29 protein-coding genes are annotated in these 14,799 nt (G+C 33.4%); all 29 read right to left on the reverse strand.

Annotation, left to right across the window (positions count from 1 at the left end):
* Window positions 1-467: 467 nt before the first annotated feature.
* Window positions 468-941 (reverse strand): 50S ribosomal protein L17, encoded by a 474-nt coding sequence (gene rplQ, locus FG167_RS01795; protein WP_203459785.1) that lies wholly within the window; start codon window positions 939-941, stop codon window positions 468-470.
* A gap of 61 nt (window positions 942-1,002) precedes the next feature.
* Window positions 1,003-1,995, reverse strand: a complete 993-nt coding sequence (locus FG167_RS01800; protein WP_203459786.1) for a DNA-directed RNA polymerase subunit alpha — start codon at window positions 1,993-1,995, stop codon at window positions 1,003-1,005.
* A gap of 95 nt (window positions 1,996-2,090) precedes the next feature.
* The gene (gene rpsD, locus FG167_RS01805) at window positions 2,091-2,696 is read right to left on the reverse strand and encodes a 30S ribosomal protein S4 (RefSeq protein ID WP_055442863.1); all 606 of its coding nucleotides are present in this window, start codon (window positions 2,694-2,696) and stop codon (window positions 2,091-2,093) included.
* 172 nt (window positions 2,697-2,868) lie between these two features.
* Window positions 2,869-3,252: a 30S ribosomal protein S11 gene (rpsK, locus tag FG167_RS01810; RefSeq protein ID WP_055442864.1), complete on the reverse strand. Its 384-nt coding sequence runs from the start codon at window positions 3,250-3,252 to the stop codon at window positions 2,869-2,871.
* A 98-nt stretch (window positions 3,253-3,350) separates the two neighbouring features.
* Window positions 3,351-3,725, reverse strand: coding sequence for a 30S ribosomal protein S13 (gene rpsM, locus FG167_RS01815; RefSeq protein ID WP_203459787.1), 375 nt, complete (start codon window positions 3,723-3,725; stop codon window positions 3,351-3,353).
* Window positions 3,726-3,727: 2 nt separating this feature from the next.
* On the reverse strand, window positions 3,728-3,844 hold the full coding sequence (gene ykgO / locus FG167_RS01820; protein ID WP_013305171.1) for a type B 50S ribosomal protein L36: 117 nt from the start codon (window positions 3,842-3,844) through the stop codon (window positions 3,728-3,730).
* A 17-nt stretch (window positions 3,845-3,861) separates the two neighbouring features.
* On the reverse strand, window positions 3,862-4,077 hold the full coding sequence (infA, locus tag FG167_RS01825; RefSeq protein ID WP_007094967.1) for a translation initiation factor IF-1: 216 nt from the start codon (window positions 4,075-4,077) through the stop codon (window positions 3,862-3,864).
* A 10-nt stretch (window positions 4,078-4,087) separates the two neighbouring features.
* The gene (gene secY / locus FG167_RS01830) at window positions 4,088-5,434 is read right to left on the reverse strand and encodes a preprotein translocase subunit SecY (protein ID WP_203459788.1); all 1,347 of its coding nucleotides are present in this window, start codon (window positions 5,432-5,434) and stop codon (window positions 4,088-4,090) included.
* A gap of 13 nt (window positions 5,435-5,447) precedes the next feature.
* A complete protein-coding gene (gene rplO / locus FG167_RS01835) occupies window positions 5,448-5,900 on the reverse strand; it encodes a 50S ribosomal protein L15 (protein ID WP_055442867.1) in 453 nt (150 codons plus the stop codon).
* Between the two features lie 14 nt (window positions 5,901-5,914).
* Window positions 5,915-6,097 carry a 50S ribosomal protein L30 gene (rpmD, locus tag FG167_RS01840; RefSeq protein WP_055442868.1) on the reverse strand — a complete coding sequence of 61 codons (183 nt, stop codon included), beginning with the start codon at window positions 6,095-6,097 and terminating at the stop codon, window positions 5,915-5,917.
* Between the two features lie 12 nt (window positions 6,098-6,109).
* Window positions 6,110-6,634: a 30S ribosomal protein S5 gene (gene rpsE, locus FG167_RS01845; RefSeq protein ID WP_203459789.1), complete on the reverse strand. Its 525-nt coding sequence runs from the start codon at window positions 6,632-6,634 to the stop codon at window positions 6,110-6,112.
* 6 nt (window positions 6,635-6,640) lie between these two features.
* Window positions 6,641-6,997: a 50S ribosomal protein L18 gene (rplR, locus tag FG167_RS01850; protein ID WP_055442870.1), complete on the reverse strand. Its 357-nt coding sequence runs from the start codon at window positions 6,995-6,997 to the stop codon at window positions 6,641-6,643.
* A gap of 10 nt (window positions 6,998-7,007) precedes the next feature.
* Window positions 7,008-7,550, reverse strand: coding sequence for a 50S ribosomal protein L6 (gene rplF / locus FG167_RS01855; protein WP_055442871.1), 543 nt, complete (start codon window positions 7,548-7,550; stop codon window positions 7,008-7,010).
* A 17-nt stretch (window positions 7,551-7,567) separates the two neighbouring features.
* The gene (rpsH, locus tag FG167_RS01860; protein ID WP_055442872.1) at window positions 7,568-7,966 is read right to left on the reverse strand and encodes a 30S ribosomal protein S8; all 399 of its coding nucleotides are present in this window, start codon (window positions 7,964-7,966) and stop codon (window positions 7,568-7,570) included.
* Window positions 7,967-8,034: 68 nt separating this feature from the next.
* Window positions 8,035-8,304: a 30S ribosomal protein S14 gene (rpsN, locus tag FG167_RS01865; RefSeq protein ID WP_055442873.1), complete on the reverse strand. Its 270-nt coding sequence runs from the start codon at window positions 8,302-8,304 to the stop codon at window positions 8,035-8,037.
* A 3-nt stretch (window positions 8,305-8,307) separates the two neighbouring features.
* Window positions 8,308-8,859 (reverse strand): 50S ribosomal protein L5, encoded by a 552-nt coding sequence (gene rplE, locus FG167_RS01870; protein ID WP_055442874.1) that lies wholly within the window; start codon window positions 8,857-8,859, stop codon window positions 8,308-8,310.
* 2 nt (window positions 8,860-8,861) lie between these two features.
* Entirely contained in the window at window positions 8,862-9,173 is a 312-nt protein-coding gene (gene rplX / locus FG167_RS01875) for a 50S ribosomal protein L24 (RefSeq protein ID WP_055442875.1), read from the reverse strand.
* A gap of 14 nt (window positions 9,174-9,187) precedes the next feature.
* Window positions 9,188-9,556, reverse strand: a complete 369-nt coding sequence (rplN, locus tag FG167_RS01880) for a 50S ribosomal protein L14 (protein WP_055442876.1) — start codon at window positions 9,554-9,556, stop codon at window positions 9,188-9,190.
* 2 nt (window positions 9,557-9,558) lie between these two features.
* On the reverse strand, window positions 9,559-9,816 hold the full coding sequence (gene rpsQ, locus FG167_RS01885) for a 30S ribosomal protein S17 (protein WP_055442877.1): 258 nt from the start codon (window positions 9,814-9,816) through the stop codon (window positions 9,559-9,561).
* A gap of 13 nt (window positions 9,817-9,829) precedes the next feature.
* Window positions 9,830-10,021: a 50S ribosomal protein L29 gene (gene rpmC, locus FG167_RS01890; RefSeq protein WP_055442990.1), complete on the reverse strand. Its 192-nt coding sequence runs from the start codon at window positions 10,019-10,021 to the stop codon at window positions 9,830-9,832.
* A gap of 12 nt (window positions 10,022-10,033) precedes the next feature.
* Complete coding sequence (gene rplP / locus FG167_RS01895) at window positions 10,034-10,453, reverse strand: 50S ribosomal protein L16 (protein ID WP_055442878.1); 420 nt, start codon at window positions 10,451-10,453, stop codon at window positions 10,034-10,036.
* 20 nt (window positions 10,454-10,473) lie between these two features.
* Window positions 10,474-11,196, reverse strand: coding sequence for a 30S ribosomal protein S3 (gene rpsC / locus FG167_RS01900; RefSeq protein ID WP_055442879.1), 723 nt, complete (start codon window positions 11,194-11,196; stop codon window positions 10,474-10,476).
* A gap of 7 nt (window positions 11,197-11,203) precedes the next feature.
* Entirely contained in the window at window positions 11,204-11,611 is a 408-nt protein-coding gene (gene rplV / locus FG167_RS01905; RefSeq protein ID WP_055442991.1) for a 50S ribosomal protein L22, read from the reverse strand.
* Between the two features lie 4 nt (window positions 11,612-11,615).
* Window positions 11,616-11,894, reverse strand: coding sequence for a 30S ribosomal protein S19 (gene rpsS, locus FG167_RS01910; RefSeq protein WP_055442880.1), 279 nt, complete (start codon window positions 11,892-11,894; stop codon window positions 11,616-11,618).
* Between the two features lie 3 nt (window positions 11,895-11,897).
* Window positions 11,898-12,722, reverse strand: coding sequence for a 50S ribosomal protein L2 (rplB, locus tag FG167_RS01915; RefSeq protein ID WP_203459790.1), 825 nt, complete (start codon window positions 12,720-12,722; stop codon window positions 11,898-11,900).
* A gap of 10 nt (window positions 12,723-12,732) precedes the next feature.
* Window positions 12,733-13,023 carry a 50S ribosomal protein L23 gene (rplW, locus tag FG167_RS01920; protein WP_055442882.1) on the reverse strand — a complete coding sequence of 97 codons (291 nt, stop codon included), beginning with the start codon at window positions 13,021-13,023 and terminating at the stop codon, window positions 12,733-12,735.
* 7 nt (window positions 13,024-13,030) lie between these two features.
* A complete protein-coding gene (rplD, locus tag FG167_RS01925; protein WP_055442883.1) occupies window positions 13,031-13,660 on the reverse strand; it encodes a 50S ribosomal protein L4 in 630 nt (209 codons plus the stop codon).
* Window positions 13,660-14,277 carry a 50S ribosomal protein L3 gene (gene rplC, locus FG167_RS01930; protein WP_055442884.1) on the reverse strand — a complete coding sequence of 206 codons (618 nt, stop codon included), beginning with the start codon at window positions 14,275-14,277 and terminating at the stop codon, window positions 13,660-13,662. Before rplC ends, rplD begins: the two co-directional genes overlap by 1 nt.
* A gap of 212 nt (window positions 14,278-14,489) precedes the next feature.
* Window positions 14,490-14,795 carry a 30S ribosomal protein S10 gene (gene rpsJ, locus FG167_RS01935; RefSeq protein ID WP_010181931.1) on the reverse strand — a complete coding sequence of 102 codons (306 nt, stop codon included), beginning with the start codon at window positions 14,793-14,795 and terminating at the stop codon, window positions 14,490-14,492.
* Window positions 14,796-14,799 lie beyond the last annotated feature (4 nt).

Raw genomic sequence — 14,799 nt, forward strand, 5'->3', positions numbered from 1 at the left:
ACTACTAAATCTTCTTTATTATAGGTTTTATTTGTTTTAGGAGACCGTTATTTAACATAACCATCACTACTAATTTTAACAATTAAAATATTCTTTGAATAAAAAACAAAAACATTTTTAGCCTAAGTAATTAAATCCATAATTTTCACTTCGAAGGTTTTCGTATTTAAACTTAAATTATTTACAAAGCACACTTCTCCTATTAAAAAAAACTTCTGCTTCTATATTCTAATTAACATTAAGATATTAATTTCCGTAAACATCTATTTGTTTACTTACGTTACTCTAACATCTACCACCTCAAAAACAGTTATTGTATTTGTAAAGTGTTGAAGAAAAACTACTATAGAGAATAAAACTCGTTTTTTCATTTTAACATTATTACATTATTACATTAAAATATAACGTAAATAAAAAAGGCAAACTTAAATAAGTTTGCCTTTTTTTTAACATGTTAAATATGTTGTCTATTCTTCTTCTTCGCTAGTCGCTTTAGAATCTACAGCAGGAGGAACAGTTTTGTTACCACCTCTTCTACTTCTACGTGTAGTTTTCTTCGCTTTTTTATCAGCATTATAGATTTCATTGTAATCTACAAGTTCAATCATTGCCATATCAGCGTTATCACCAAGTCTGTTTCCAAGTTTGATAATACGAGTATAACCTCCAGGACGATCACCAACTTTAGTAGCTACTTCTCTAAAAAGTTCTGTAACTGCTTCTTTTTGTCTTAATCTAGACATAACAATACGTCTGTTATGTGTAGTATCTTCCTTAGATTTTGTAATCATTGGTTCAACAAAACCTTTTAATGCTTTAGCTTTAGCAACAGTTGTGTTAATACGTTTGTGTTCTATTAAAGAACAAGCCATATTAGCTAACATTGCTTTTCTGTGAGCAGTTTGTCTACCTAAGTGATTTACTTTTTTTCCGTGTCTCATGACATTTTTGTTTTAGCTTCATCTTGCTCTACTCATTATTGAGGAGCAAATTATGAAGTAATTAATCTTTATCTAGTTTATATTTTGAAAGGTCCATACCAAAGTTCAAACCTTTAACATTTACAAGCTCTTCAAGCTCTGTTAATGATTTTTTACCGAAGTTACGGAATTTCATTAAGTCATTTTTATTAAAAGAAACTAAGTCTCCTAATGTATCCACTTCTGCAGCTTTTAAACAATTAAGAGCACGTACAGATAAGTCCATATCTACTAATTTAGTTTTTAGTAGTTGTCTCATGTGAAGAGATTCTTCATCATAAGTTTCTGTTTGTGCAATTTCATCCGCTTCTAATGTAATACGCTCATCTGAGAATAACATGAAGTGGTGAATTAAAGTTTTTGCTCCTTCTGTTAATGCATCTTGAGGAGTAATAGAACCATCTGTTTGGATTTCGAAAACTAATTTTTCGTAATCTGTCTTTTGTTCTACACGAAAATTCTCAATACTATACTTAACATTTTTTATTGGTGTGTAAATTGAATCAGTAAAGATTGTACCTATTGGTGCAGAAGACTTTTTATTTTCTTCAGCAGGAACATAACCTCTTCCTTTTTCAATTGTAATTTCCATGTTGATATTTACTTTAGGATCTAAATTACAGATTACTAATTCTGAATTTAATACTTGGAATCCTGAAATAAATTTTTGAAAATCACCAGCTGTAATTTGTTCTTGACCAGAAATAGAGATAGAAACAGATTCGTTGTCTACATCTTCAATTTGACGCTTAAAACGCATTTGTTTTAAGTTTAATATCATTTCTGTTACATCTTCAACAACTCCTGCGATAGTAGAAAACTCATGATCTACACCTTCCATTCTAACAGATGTGATTGCAAATCCTTCTAAAGAAGAAAGTAATACTCTTCTTAAAGCGTTTCCAACGGTTAAACCATAACCAGGTTCTAGTGGTCTGAATTCGAATTTACCTTCGAAATCAGTAGAATCTATCATGATTACTTTGTCTGGTTTTTGAAAATTAAATACTGCCATTTTGCTCTTCGTTTTAATTGTTATTTAGTTGCGCGATTTAAAAGTATGAAGAAGACTAATAAATCCTTTGGCTAAATACCAATATGATTAATTTATTATTTAGAATATAATTCTACGATGAATTGCTCGTTGATGTTTTCTGGAATTTGAAGTCTAGCAGGTACAGAAACATAAGTTCCTTGCTTGGTATCATTGTTCCATGTAATCCATTCGTATACATTACTTGAGTTTGATAAAGATCTATCAATAGCTTCAAGTGATTTTGATTTTTCTCTAACAGCAACAACATCTCCAGCTTTTAAAGAATATGAAGGAATGTTTACTAATCCACCATTTACAGTAATATGTCTGTGAGATACTAATTGTCTAGCTCCACTTCTTGTAGGAGCAATTCCCATTCTGAATACTACGTTGTCTAATCTAGACTCGCAAAGTTGTAATAAAACTTCACCTGTAATACCTTGTGCAGCTGTTGCTTTTTTGAATAAACCTCTAAATTGACGCTCTAAAATACCATAAGTATATTTAGCTTTTTGTTTTTCCATTAATTGGATTGCGTATTCAGATTTTTTTCCACGACGTCTAGCGTTTCCGTGTTGTCCTGGAGGGTAATTTCTTTTTTCAAAAGATTTATCTTCTCCAAATATAGCTTCGCCAAATTTACGTGCTATTTTAGTTTTAGGACCAGTATATCTTGCCATTTTAAATTGTTTTTTAAGAGTGTTTATGAATTAAGGTCTTAATCTTATCCTTCGACAAACGTGAATCTCTTGTTGATACTTGATTATTATTTTTCAGTTTGCAAATTTACGTATAAAAAATTTAATAGCAACTATAAAAATACAGTTGCTATTAAATTATTAAATATATAAATTATACTCTTCTACGTTTTGGAGGACGACATCCATTATGAGGTAATGGAGTAACATCAATAATTTCTGTTACTTCTATTCCTAAATTGTGGATAGAACGAATAGCAGATTCTCTACCATTTCCTGGTCCTTTAACATAAGCTTTCACTTTCTTTAAACCTGCTTCTTTTGCTACACCTGCAGCATCTTCTGCAGCTAGTTGAGCAGCATAAGGAGTATTCTTTTTAGAACCTCTGAATCCCATTTTACCAGCTGAAGACCATGAAATCACGTCTCCTTTTTTGTTGGTAAGTGAAATAATGATGTTATTAAAAGAAGCCGTAATGTGAACTTCTCCAACAGCATCTACTATAACTTTACGTTTTTTAGTACTTGACTTTGCCATATTATTTTAGCTTTTAGTATTAGTTAATAGTCGCTAGAATCCTAAACCTTAATTTCAAACAGATTCTTTCCAACGTCTAAAGACTAAAGACTATATTATTATTTAGTTGCCTTCTTCTTGTTAGCAACAGTTTTTCTTCTACCTTTTCTAGTTCTAGAGTTGTTCTTAGTACGTTGTCCTCTTAATGGAAGACCAGATCTATGACGAATACCTCTGTAACATCCAATATCCATTAATCGCTTAATGTTTAATTGTGTTTCAGAACGTAATTCACCTTCAATTGTGAACGTTCCAACAGCATCACGAATGGCTGCTATTTGGTCATCGTCCCAATCTTGAACTTTAATACTTTCGTCAACTTTAGCTGAAGCTAAAATTTCTTTTGATCTGCTTCTACCTACTCCGTAGATATAAGTTAGAGATATTACTCCTCTTTTCTGTTTTGGTATGTCTACACCTGCAATTCTTGCCATAATTATCCTTGTCTTTGTTTGAATCTAGGATTCTTTTTGTTAATCACGTAAAGTCTACCCTTTCTACGCACTATTTTGCAATCTGCGCTTCTTTTTTTAACTGATGCTCTTACTTTCATCGTATTAGTATTGGTATTTAGTATCTATAAGTTATACGAGCCTTAGTTAAATCATAAGGACTCATTTCTAATTTCACTTTATCTCCTGGTAATAATTTAATATAATGCATACGCATTTTACCTGAGATGTGAGCTGTCACAATGTGACCGTTTTCTAATTCTACACGAAACATCGCATTTGATAATGCTTCTATAATTGTTCCGTCTTGTTCTATTGCTGCTTGTTTTGCCATAGTATATAAATTAAGCTACTGCTTTTCTATTTTTACCAGTCTTCATCAAGCCATCATAGTGTCTATTTAACAAGTAAGAATTTACTTGTTGCATAGTGTCTATTGCTACACCCACCATAATTAATAGAGAAGTACCTCCAAAAAATAAAGCCCAACCAGATTGTACATTCATTAACTTAACAATAAATGCTGGAAATATTGCTATAAGCGCTAAGAATATAGAACCAGGTAATGTAATTTGAGACATTATCTTATCTAAATACTCTGATGTTTCAGATCCAGGACGTATACCAGGAATAAATCCTCCGCTACGTTTTAAATCATCTGCCATTTTATTTGTAGGTACTGTAATTGCTGTATAAAAATATGTAAATATAATAATTAATAAAGCAAATATTAAATTGTACCAAAACCCAAACATATCTGAAAAGTTAGTTTGCATCCATTGTCCAGATGCAGTATCTTTTAAGAAAGAAGAGCTACCTATTAAACCTGGTACAAACATAATAGCTTGTGCAAATATAATTGGCATAACTCCTGAGGCATTAAGTTTTAATGGAATAAATTGTCTTGCTCCACCAAATACATTTTTCTCATATCCTCCAGATGCTGTTCTTCTAGCATATTGAACTGCAATTTTTCTAACCGCCATTACTAACATGATACATGCTGCAATAATTGCTAACCAAATTACTAATTCAAAAAGAATTAACATGACGTTATTTCCCTCTAATCTTGAAGATGCATTTAATAAGAAGTTTTTAGGTAAAGTTGCAATAATACCAACCATAATTAATAATGATATACCATTACCAATACCTTTATCTGTAATCTTCTCACCTAACCACATTGCAAAAACACAACCTGTTACTAAAATAATAACAGAAGAGAAATAGAATAAACCTCCTTGACCTAATAAAAAGGCTGATTGCGGAATACCTAATGCTGGTAAACTTGCTAAATATCCTGGTGCCTGCACCAAACATATTCCAATAGTTAACCATCTTGTTATTTGCGTGATTTTCTTTTGTCCACTTGCTCCTTCTTTTTGCAGTTTTTGTAAATAAGGAATTGCTATTCCCATCAACTGAACTACAATAGAAGCAGAAATGTAAGGCATGATACCAAGAGCAAAAACAGATGCGTTAGCAAATGCTCCACCTGTAAATGCATTTAATAAACCTAATAAACCATCTTCTGTATTACCTTGTATACCTTCTAATTGTGAAGCATCAATACCTGGAAGTACTACTTGTGCTCCGAAACGATATACTAAAAGTAAACCTAATGTTAAAATTATTCGGTTTCTTAGTTCTTCAATTTTCCAAACATTTTTTAATGTCTCTATAAATTTCATGCTTCTTAATTAATTATAAAGTTACTGCTTCTCCTCCAGCTGCTTCGATAGCTGCTTTTGCAGTTGCTGTAAATTTATGAGCTGTTACTGTTAATTTAGATTTTAATTCACCACGTCCTAAAATTTTAACTAGCTCATTTTTGCCAGCTAAACGTAACGTTATCATTGTATCTAAATCAAGAGTATCTTTAATTACTTTGTCATCAATTAACTGTTGTAGTTTATCAAGATTTACACCTTGATATTCTTTACGGTTAATATTAGTAAAACCAAATTTAGGTACACGACGTTGAATAGGCATTTGACCTCCTTCAAAACCAACTTTCTTAGAGTAACCAGAACGAGATTTTGCTCCTTTGTGACCACGTGTAGCAGTACCACCTTTCCCAGAACCTTGTCCACGTCCTATACGTTTACCTTGATTTTTTACTGAACCTTCTGCAGGTTTTAAATTACTTAAATCCATTTGTAAGTGTTATATTATTTTGCTTCTTCAACAGAAACTAAATGTGAAACTTTAGCAACCATACCAAGGATATTTGGTGTGGCATCGTGCTCTACTACTTGACCAATCTTTTTAAGTCCAAGAGCCAATAATGTTCTCTTTTGTCTTTGTGTACGATTGATTGCACTCTTTACTTTTTTAACTTTTATCTTTGCCATCGTTTTCCTTTATTATCCTTTAAAAACTTTTTCAAGAGAAACTCCTCTATCACGAGCAATTGTTCTTGCATCTCTTAATTGTAATAAAGCATCAAAAGTTGCTTTTACTACGTTATGAGGGTTTGATGAACCTTGAGATTTTGATAAAACATCGTGTACTCCAACTGCCTCAAGAACTGTTCTTACAGCTCCACCAGCAATTACTCCTGTACCAGGAGCTGCAGGAATGATGTTTACTCTTGCTCCACCAAATTTTCCTTTTTGTTCATGTGGTAATGTACTTTTTATTAAAGGAATACGTACTAGATTTTTCTTTGCGTCTTCTACTGCTTTTGCAATTGCACTAGCAACGTCTTTAGATTTTCCTAAACCGTGTCCTACTACACCTGCTTCATCACCAACCACTACGATTGCTGAAAAACCAAATGCTCTACCACCTTTAGTTACTTTTGTAACTCTTTGTACACCAACTAAACGATCTTTAAGATCTAATCCACTTGGTTTAACTAGCTCTGCGCTTTTGTATTTTTGATACATAATTTCTTAGAATTTAAGTCCTGCTTCTCTAGCTCCATCAGCTAATGATTTTACTCTACCATGATATATATATCCACCTCTATCAAAAGAGATTGTATTTATACCAGCTTTTATTGCTCTTTCGGCAACAGCCTTACCTACTAATGTAGCTATTTCTGTTTTATTCCCTTTAGCAGAACTAATGTCTTTATCTCTTGAAGATGCAGCACTGATAGTATTACCAGTTACATCATCAACTATTTGAGCATAAATTTCTTTATTACTTCTAAAAACAGATAATCTCGGTCTAGATCCTGTACCTGATACAGTCTTACGGATTCTGTTTTTTATTCTTATTCTTCTTTCGAATTTTGATAGTGCCATAATTAACTTATTAAGCTGATTTACCTGCTTTTCTTCTTAGTACTTCTCCAACAAACTTCACACCTTTTCCTTTGTAAGGTTCTGGTCTACGGAAGCCACGTATTTTTGCAGCTACTTGACCAACTAATTGTTTGTCGAAAGATGTTAATTTTATAATTGGATTTTTTCCTTTGTCTGAAACTGTTTCAATTTTGACTTCTGGAGCAATATCCAATACTATGTTATGCGAAAAACCTAAAGCTAAATCTAATTTTTGCCCTTGGTTTGATGCTCTATATCCTACACCTACTAACTCTAGATTTTTAGTCCATCCTTTAGATACACCTTCAATCATGTTATTCATTAATGATCTATATAAACCATGTTTGGCTTTTTGATCTTTAGAGTCTGAAGAACGAGTAACTAAAACGTTACCATCTTCAACTTTGATATCAATGGTATCAAAGTTTTGTGTTAATTCTCCTAATTTACCTTTTACAGTAACAACATTATCTTTAATGTCTACTGTTACGCCTTCTGGAATGGCTACTGGATTATTTCCTATTCTTGACATTTCTTTTGGGCTTTAAATTAGTAAACGTAGCAAAGTACTTCACCACCTACATTATCTCTTGTTGCTTGTTTACCTGTCATTACTCCATGAGAAGTAGAAACGATGGCAATACCAAGACCGTTTAAGATTCTAGGCAGTTCTTTTGAACTTGCATACTTACGTAAACCTGGTTTACTGATTCTTTGAATTTTCTTGATTACAGGTTCTTTTGTTTCTTTATTGTACTTAAGGGCAATCTTAATTGTCCCTTGTACTGAAGAATCATCAAACTTGTAGCTTAAAATATATCCCTGATCGAATAATATTTTAGTGATTTCTTTTTTCAAGTTAGATGCAGGAATTTCTACCACTCTGTGGTTTGCTCTTACAGCATTTCTAACTCTAGTTAAATAATCCGCTATTGGATCTGTGTACATAACTAATTGATTTTGTGATCTCGGTTTTCAACGTTGGTGTTGAACCTAAAATCTGATTATATTTAATTTTACCAACTTGCTTTTCTAACGCCTGGGATTAACCCTTGATTTGCCATTTCTCTAAATGTAACACGAGAAATTCCAAAGGTACGCATGTAACCTTTTGGTCTTCCTGTTAATTTACATCTATTATGCATACGCACTGGCGAAGCGTTCTTAGGTAACTTTTGTAATGCTTCGTAATCTCCAGCTTCTTTTAAAGCTTTACGTTTCTCAGCATACTTTGCTACTGTATTTGCTCTTTTCACCTCGCGGGCTTTCATTGATTCTTTAGCCATAACTTAGTTCTTTTGAAAAGGTAACCCTAGTTCTGTTAATAATGATTTTGCTTCTTTATCTGTTTCGGCAGAAGTTACAAATGTAATATCCATTCCTGAGATTTTGTTTACCTTATCGATATTAATCTCTGGAAAGATAATTTGTTCTACAACTCCTAAGTTGTAGTTACCTCTTCCGTCAAATCCTGTAGCTTTAATTCCGTTAAAATCTCTTACACGAGGTAAGGCAGATGTTATTAAACGGTCTAAAAACTCATACATTCTTTCACCACGTAAAGTCACTTTTGCGCCAATAGGCATCCCTTTACGTAATTTAAATGTAGCAACATCCTTTTTAGAAATTGTTGCTATAGCTTTTTGTCCAGTTATAGTAGTTAATTCTTCTAACGCGTAGTCGATTAACTTTTTATCTGCAACTGCAGCTCCAACTCCTTTAGATAAAACTATCTTTTTAAGTTTTGGAACTTCCATTACATTTTTATAACTAAATTCTTCTGTAAGAGCAGCAACTATTTTGCTTTTATACTCTTCTTTAAGTCTTGGTGAATATGCCATAACTATATTACTTCATTAGATTTTTTTGAAAATCTTACTTTCTTATCGCCTTCCATTCTATAACCAACTCTTGTTGTCTCTCCTTTCGAAGTTAACAACGATAAGTTAGATATTTGAATTGCAGCTTCTTTTTCTACGATTCCACCTTGAGGACTTTGAGCACTTGGTTTAGTATGTTTCTTCACCATGTTTACTCCCTCAACGATCGCTTTGTTCTTATCGGTTAATACTTTAAGTACTTTACCTTCTGATCCTTTATGATCTCCAGCAATTACTCTAATAGTATCTCCTGATTTTATTTTAAGCTTTGTCATCTTAATATATTGTCTTAAAGCACTTCTGGTGCTAATGATACAATTTTCATGAATTGTTTATCACGAAGTTCTCTAGCAACAGGTCCAAATACACGTGTTCCTCTCATTTCACCCGTTGGGTTTAAAAGCACACAAGCATTGTCATCAAATCTTATATAAGATCCGTCTGGACGTCTTACTTCTTTTTTAGTACGTACTACTACTGCAGTAGAAACAGCTCCTTTTTTAATGTTTCCATTAGGAGTTGCATCTTTTACGGCAACAACAATTTTGTCACCTACAGAAGCGTATCTTCTCTTTGTACCACCTAGAACACGAATGGTTAAAACCTCTTTCGCCCCAGTGTTATCAGCTACCTTTAATCTTGATTCTGTTTGTATCATAATTATTTAGCTCTTTCTATTATTTCAACTAATCTCCAACATTTCGATTTAGATAAAGGTCTTGTTTCCATGATCTTTACTGTATCTCCAATATTACAGTCGTTTGTTTCGTCGTGTGCAACATATTTCTTTGTCTTTAACACGAACTTTCCATACATAGGGTGTTTTACTTTTTTTACTTCAGCAACAACGATTGATTTCATCATTTTGTTGCTAGTAACTACACCTACACGTTCTTTTCTTAAGTTTCTTTTTTCCATCTTTTCAGCTGAATTATTGTAATTCTCTTTTAGTTAATTCAGTCGCAATTCTAGCTACTGCTCTTCTTACAGAACGTAACTGTATTGGATTCTCTAAAGGAGATACTACATGAGCCATTTTAAGGTCTGAATAACTTTTTTTCGTCTCACTAAGTTTCTCTTGTAACTCAGCAATAGATAATTCTTTAATTTCTGATTGTTTCATCATCTTAAATTATTATGCTTGATAATCTCTAGCAATTACAAACTTAGTTTTTACTGGTAATTTTTGTGCTGCTAGACGTAAAGCTTCTTGAGCTACTTCTAATGGCACTCCACCAATTTCGAATAAGATTCTTCCTGGTTTAACAACTGCTGCCCAATATTCTACAGCACCTTTACCTTTACCCATACGTACTTCAAGAGGTTTCTTTGTGATTGGCTTATCTGGAAAGATTTTTATCCACAATGATCCTTCTCTTTTCATGTAACGAGTAGCAGCAATACGTGCAGCTTCAATTTGACGTGAAGTTAAAAAGTTTGAATCTAATGATTTTATTCCAAAAGTACCGTATGATAATTGGTGACCTCTACCAGAGTTCCCCTTCATACGTCCCTTTTGCATTTTTCTAAATTTTGTTCTTTTAGGCTGTAACATTTTTCCTTTTCTTTAAAAAATTACTTTCTACGACGAGATTGATTCTTATTATCTCTTCCGCCTCTTCCACCTTTTCCTTGCTTCTTAGATAATCCAACAAGCGGAGAAAGTTCTCTTTTACCATACACTTCACCTTTCATGATCCATACTTTCACACCTAATCTACCATAAGTAGTATGTGCTTCAACTAAAGCATAGTCAATATCAGCTCTGAAGGTTGATAAAGGAATACGTCCATCTTTGTAATGTTCAGAACGTGCCATTTCAGCACCATTCAAACGACCACTAATTTGGATTTTAATCCCTTCTGCATTCATTCGCATTGTAGCAGCAATTGCCATCTTGATTGCACGTCTGTATGAAATTCTGTTTTCAATTTGACGAGCAATACTTGATCCTACTAAAAATGCGTCAAGTTCTGGTCTTTTGATTTCAAATATGTTTATTTGAACCTCTTTACCTGTAATTTTTTTAAGCTCTTCTTTTAACTTGTCTACCTCTTGTCCACCTTTTCCGATAATAATACCAGGTCTAGCAGTAGTGATAGTAACGGTTACAAGTTTTAAAGTTCTTTCAATAATTACTCTTGATACACTAGCTTTAGATAAACGTGCATGAACATACTCTCTGATTTTATAATCTTCAGCAAGCTTATCACCATAATCATTTCCTCCATACCAGTTAGATTCCCATCCTCTGATAATTCCTAAGCGATTTCCGATTGGATTTGTTTTTTGTCCCATATCTATCTTAGCTTTGTGTGTTATTGTTAGCTCCTACCACGATTGTTACGTGATTTGATCTTTTTCTAATTCTGTGTGCGCGACCTTGAGGTGCTGGACGTAATCTTTTTAACATAGATCCACCATCTACTCTAATCTCTTTAACAAATAATTCTGCTTCTTCAATAGATGCATCTTCGTTTTTAGCTTGCCAGTTTGCAATTGCAGACAACAATAATTTCTCTAAACGATTTGAAGCTTCTTTTTGACTAAACTTTAATATGTTAAGTGCTTTTTCTACGCGTTCACCTCTTACTAAATCGGCTACTAAACGCATTTTTCTTGGTGATGTAGGACAGTTATTAAGTTTTGCAAAAGCGATTTCCTTTTTTGCTTCCTTAATAGCGTCTGCCATTTGTTTTTTACGACTTCCCATAGCTCTACTTTTTACCTTTATTTTTAGCACCAGCGTGACCTCTAAAAGATCTTGTTGGTGAAAATTCTCCTAACTTATGTCCTACCATGTTTTCTGTTACGTAAACTGGCACAAATTGACGACCGTTATGTACTGCTATAGTTTGTCCTACAAAATCTGGAGTAATCATACTTGCTCTTGACCAAGTTTTGATTACTGTCTTTTTGTTAGCATCTACATTAGCTGCAACTTTTTTCTCTAATTTATAATGAACGTAAGGTCCTTTTTTTAATGATCTTGACATATCTTATTTCTTTCTACGTTCTACAATATATTTATTACTCGCTTTTGTTTTAGAACGGGTTCTATAACCTTTAGCAGGTATACCATTTCTAGAACGAGGATGACCTCCAGAAGATTTTCCTTCTCCACCACCCATTGGATGATCGACAGGATTCATTACTACTGGTCTAGTACGTGGACGTCTACCTAACCATCTTGTTCTACCAGCTTTACCTGATACTAACAATTGATGATCTGAATTAGAGACAACCCCTATTGTAGCCATACAAGTGATTAACACTAAACGTGTTTCACCTGACGGTAATTTTACAGTTGCAAACTTACCATCTCTTGCCATTAATTGAGCAAATGCTCCAGCACTACGAGCCATAACAGCACCTTGACCTGGACGTAACTCAATACAAGAAATAATAGTACCTAAAGGTATTTTTCCTAAAGGCATAGCGTTTCCAACTTCTGGACTCGCAGTATCACCTGATATTACTTTCTGACCTACTTGTAAGCCATTTTGAGCAATAATGTATCTTTTCTCGCCATCTTGATAACTCAATAATGCGATGAAGGCAGTTCTGTTTGGATCGTATTGAATTGACATAACTTCACCAGGAACTCCTGCTTTATCACGTTTAAAATCGATAATACGATACTTTCTTTTATGACCTCCACCTATATAGCGCATGGTCATTCTACCTTGACTGTTTCTACCACCTGAACGTTTTTTCGGAGCTAATAAACTTTTCTCCGGCTTATCAGTAGTTATGGCGTCATACCCATTTACTACTCTAAATCGCTGTCCTGGTGTGATTGGTTTTAATTTTCTTACTGACATTTCTCTTTAATTACATGTTAGTGTATAAATCAATTATCTCACCTTCCGCCAGTTGTACAATTGCTTTTTTAACAGCATTTGTTTTACCATGTTGAATACCAGTTTTTGTAAACTTAGTACTTCTATCTGGACGGACATTTATAGTACGAACTTTTTCAACAGAAACTCCATAAGCAGCTTCCACCGCTTTTTTGATTTCTACCTTGTTCGCCTTTGTATTCACTTGGAAAGTATAGCAGTTGTTTAACTCGCTATTCGCTGTCGCTTTTTCCGTGATTATCGGTTTAATTAAGATATTCATTTGTTTCTTATTTACTTAAATTCGTTTCAATTCCTTCTAAAGAACTCTCTAAAAGAACTATTTGATTTGCATTCAAAATCTTGTAAGTGCTTAACTCTGAGTTAATTAACACTTCAGTGCCTTTTAAATTGCGTGACGACAAATATACATTATTATTTGACGCACCCAACACAAACAGTGATTTTTTGTTTTCTAATCCTAAAGCTTTTAAAACTGAAGTGAAATTTTTTGTCTTTGGTGTATCGAAATTTAAATCTTCAATAACTACAATTGACTTTTCACTAGCCTTAATACTTAAAGCCGATTTACGTGCTAAACGCTTAAGGTTTTTATTTAATTTAAAGCTATAGTTTCTTGGTCTTGGACCGAACATACGACCACCTCCTCTGAATACACCAGATTTGATAGATCCTGCTCTTGCAGTACCAGTACCTTTTTGCTTTTTAATCTTACGTGTACTTCCAGTAATCTCAGCTCTTTCTTTCGATTTGTGAGTACCTTGTCTTTGGTTTGCTAAATATTGTTTAACATCCAAATATACAGCATGATTATTAGGTTCAATAGCATACACATCTTTAGAAAGGTCTACCTTTCTTCCTGTGTCTTTTCCGTTAATATCTACAACTGCTACTTTCATTATTTTCTAATAATTACATAAGCGTTTTTATGACCAGGAACACATCCTTTAACCACAAGTAGATTCTTATCAGCAACTACTTTTAAAACTCTTAAATTTTGAACTTTTACTGTGTCTCCACCCATTCTTCCGGCCATTTTCATTCCTTTGAATACTCTCGCAGGATATGAAGCTGCACCAATAGAACCTGGAGCTCTTAAACGGTTATGTTGACCATGCGTAGCTTGACCAACCCCGGCGAATCCATGACGTTTTACAACCCCTTGAAATCCTTTACCTTTTGAAGTTCCAGCTACATCAACAAACTCACCTTCTGCAAAGTGTTCTACTGTTATAGCATCTCCTAATTTGTACTCCGCATCAAAACCTTGAAACTCAACGATTTTACGCTTAACAGAAGTACCCGCTTTTTTAGCATGACCTAAGTCTGCTTTAGTAGCGCTCTTTTCTGTCGCGTCATCGAAACCAAGTTGAATAGCTTTATAACCATCAACTTCTTCAGTTCTGACTTGGGTAACGATACATGGCCCAGCTTCGATTACTGTACAAGGAATATTTTTCCCGTTTTCATCAAAGATGCTGGTCATACCGATTTTCTTTCCAATTAACCCAGACATATTATTATTTATTTATTTGTTACTATTTATTAAAAAACAAGGCTGAAAATACGTTTCAGCCTTGAATTGTATTTTTACCGTTTTTCCTTAACCATCGTTAAGGACATGTTTACTTTCTGCGAAAGCAGAAATCTCTTTTCATGAGATCCCAAAATAAATTTAGGATAAATTCAACATACTACTTTCAAAAATGAAAGTATAGTTTCATTTACTTAAACTTTGATCTCTACTTCAACACCACTTGGCAACTCTAATTTCATAAGAGCGTCAATAGTTTTAGAAGATGAAGAGTAAATATCTAATAAACGCTTATAAGAGCTTAATTGAAATTGTTCTCTTGACTTCTTGTTTACGTGAGGTGAACGTAATACAGTGAAAATTTTCTTATGTGTTGGTAATGGAATTGGTCCAGTTACAACAGCACCTGTACTTTTTACTGTTTTTACAATCTTTTCAGCAGACTTGTCTACTAAGTTATGATCGTAAGACTTTAATTTGATTCTAATTTTTTGACTCATTTTC

Origin of the sequence: Lacinutrix sp. WUR7 (genome assembly GCF_016864015.1) — a bacterium.
Classification (GTDB): domain Bacteria; phylum Bacteroidota; class Bacteroidia; order Flavobacteriales; family Flavobacteriaceae; genus Oceanihabitans.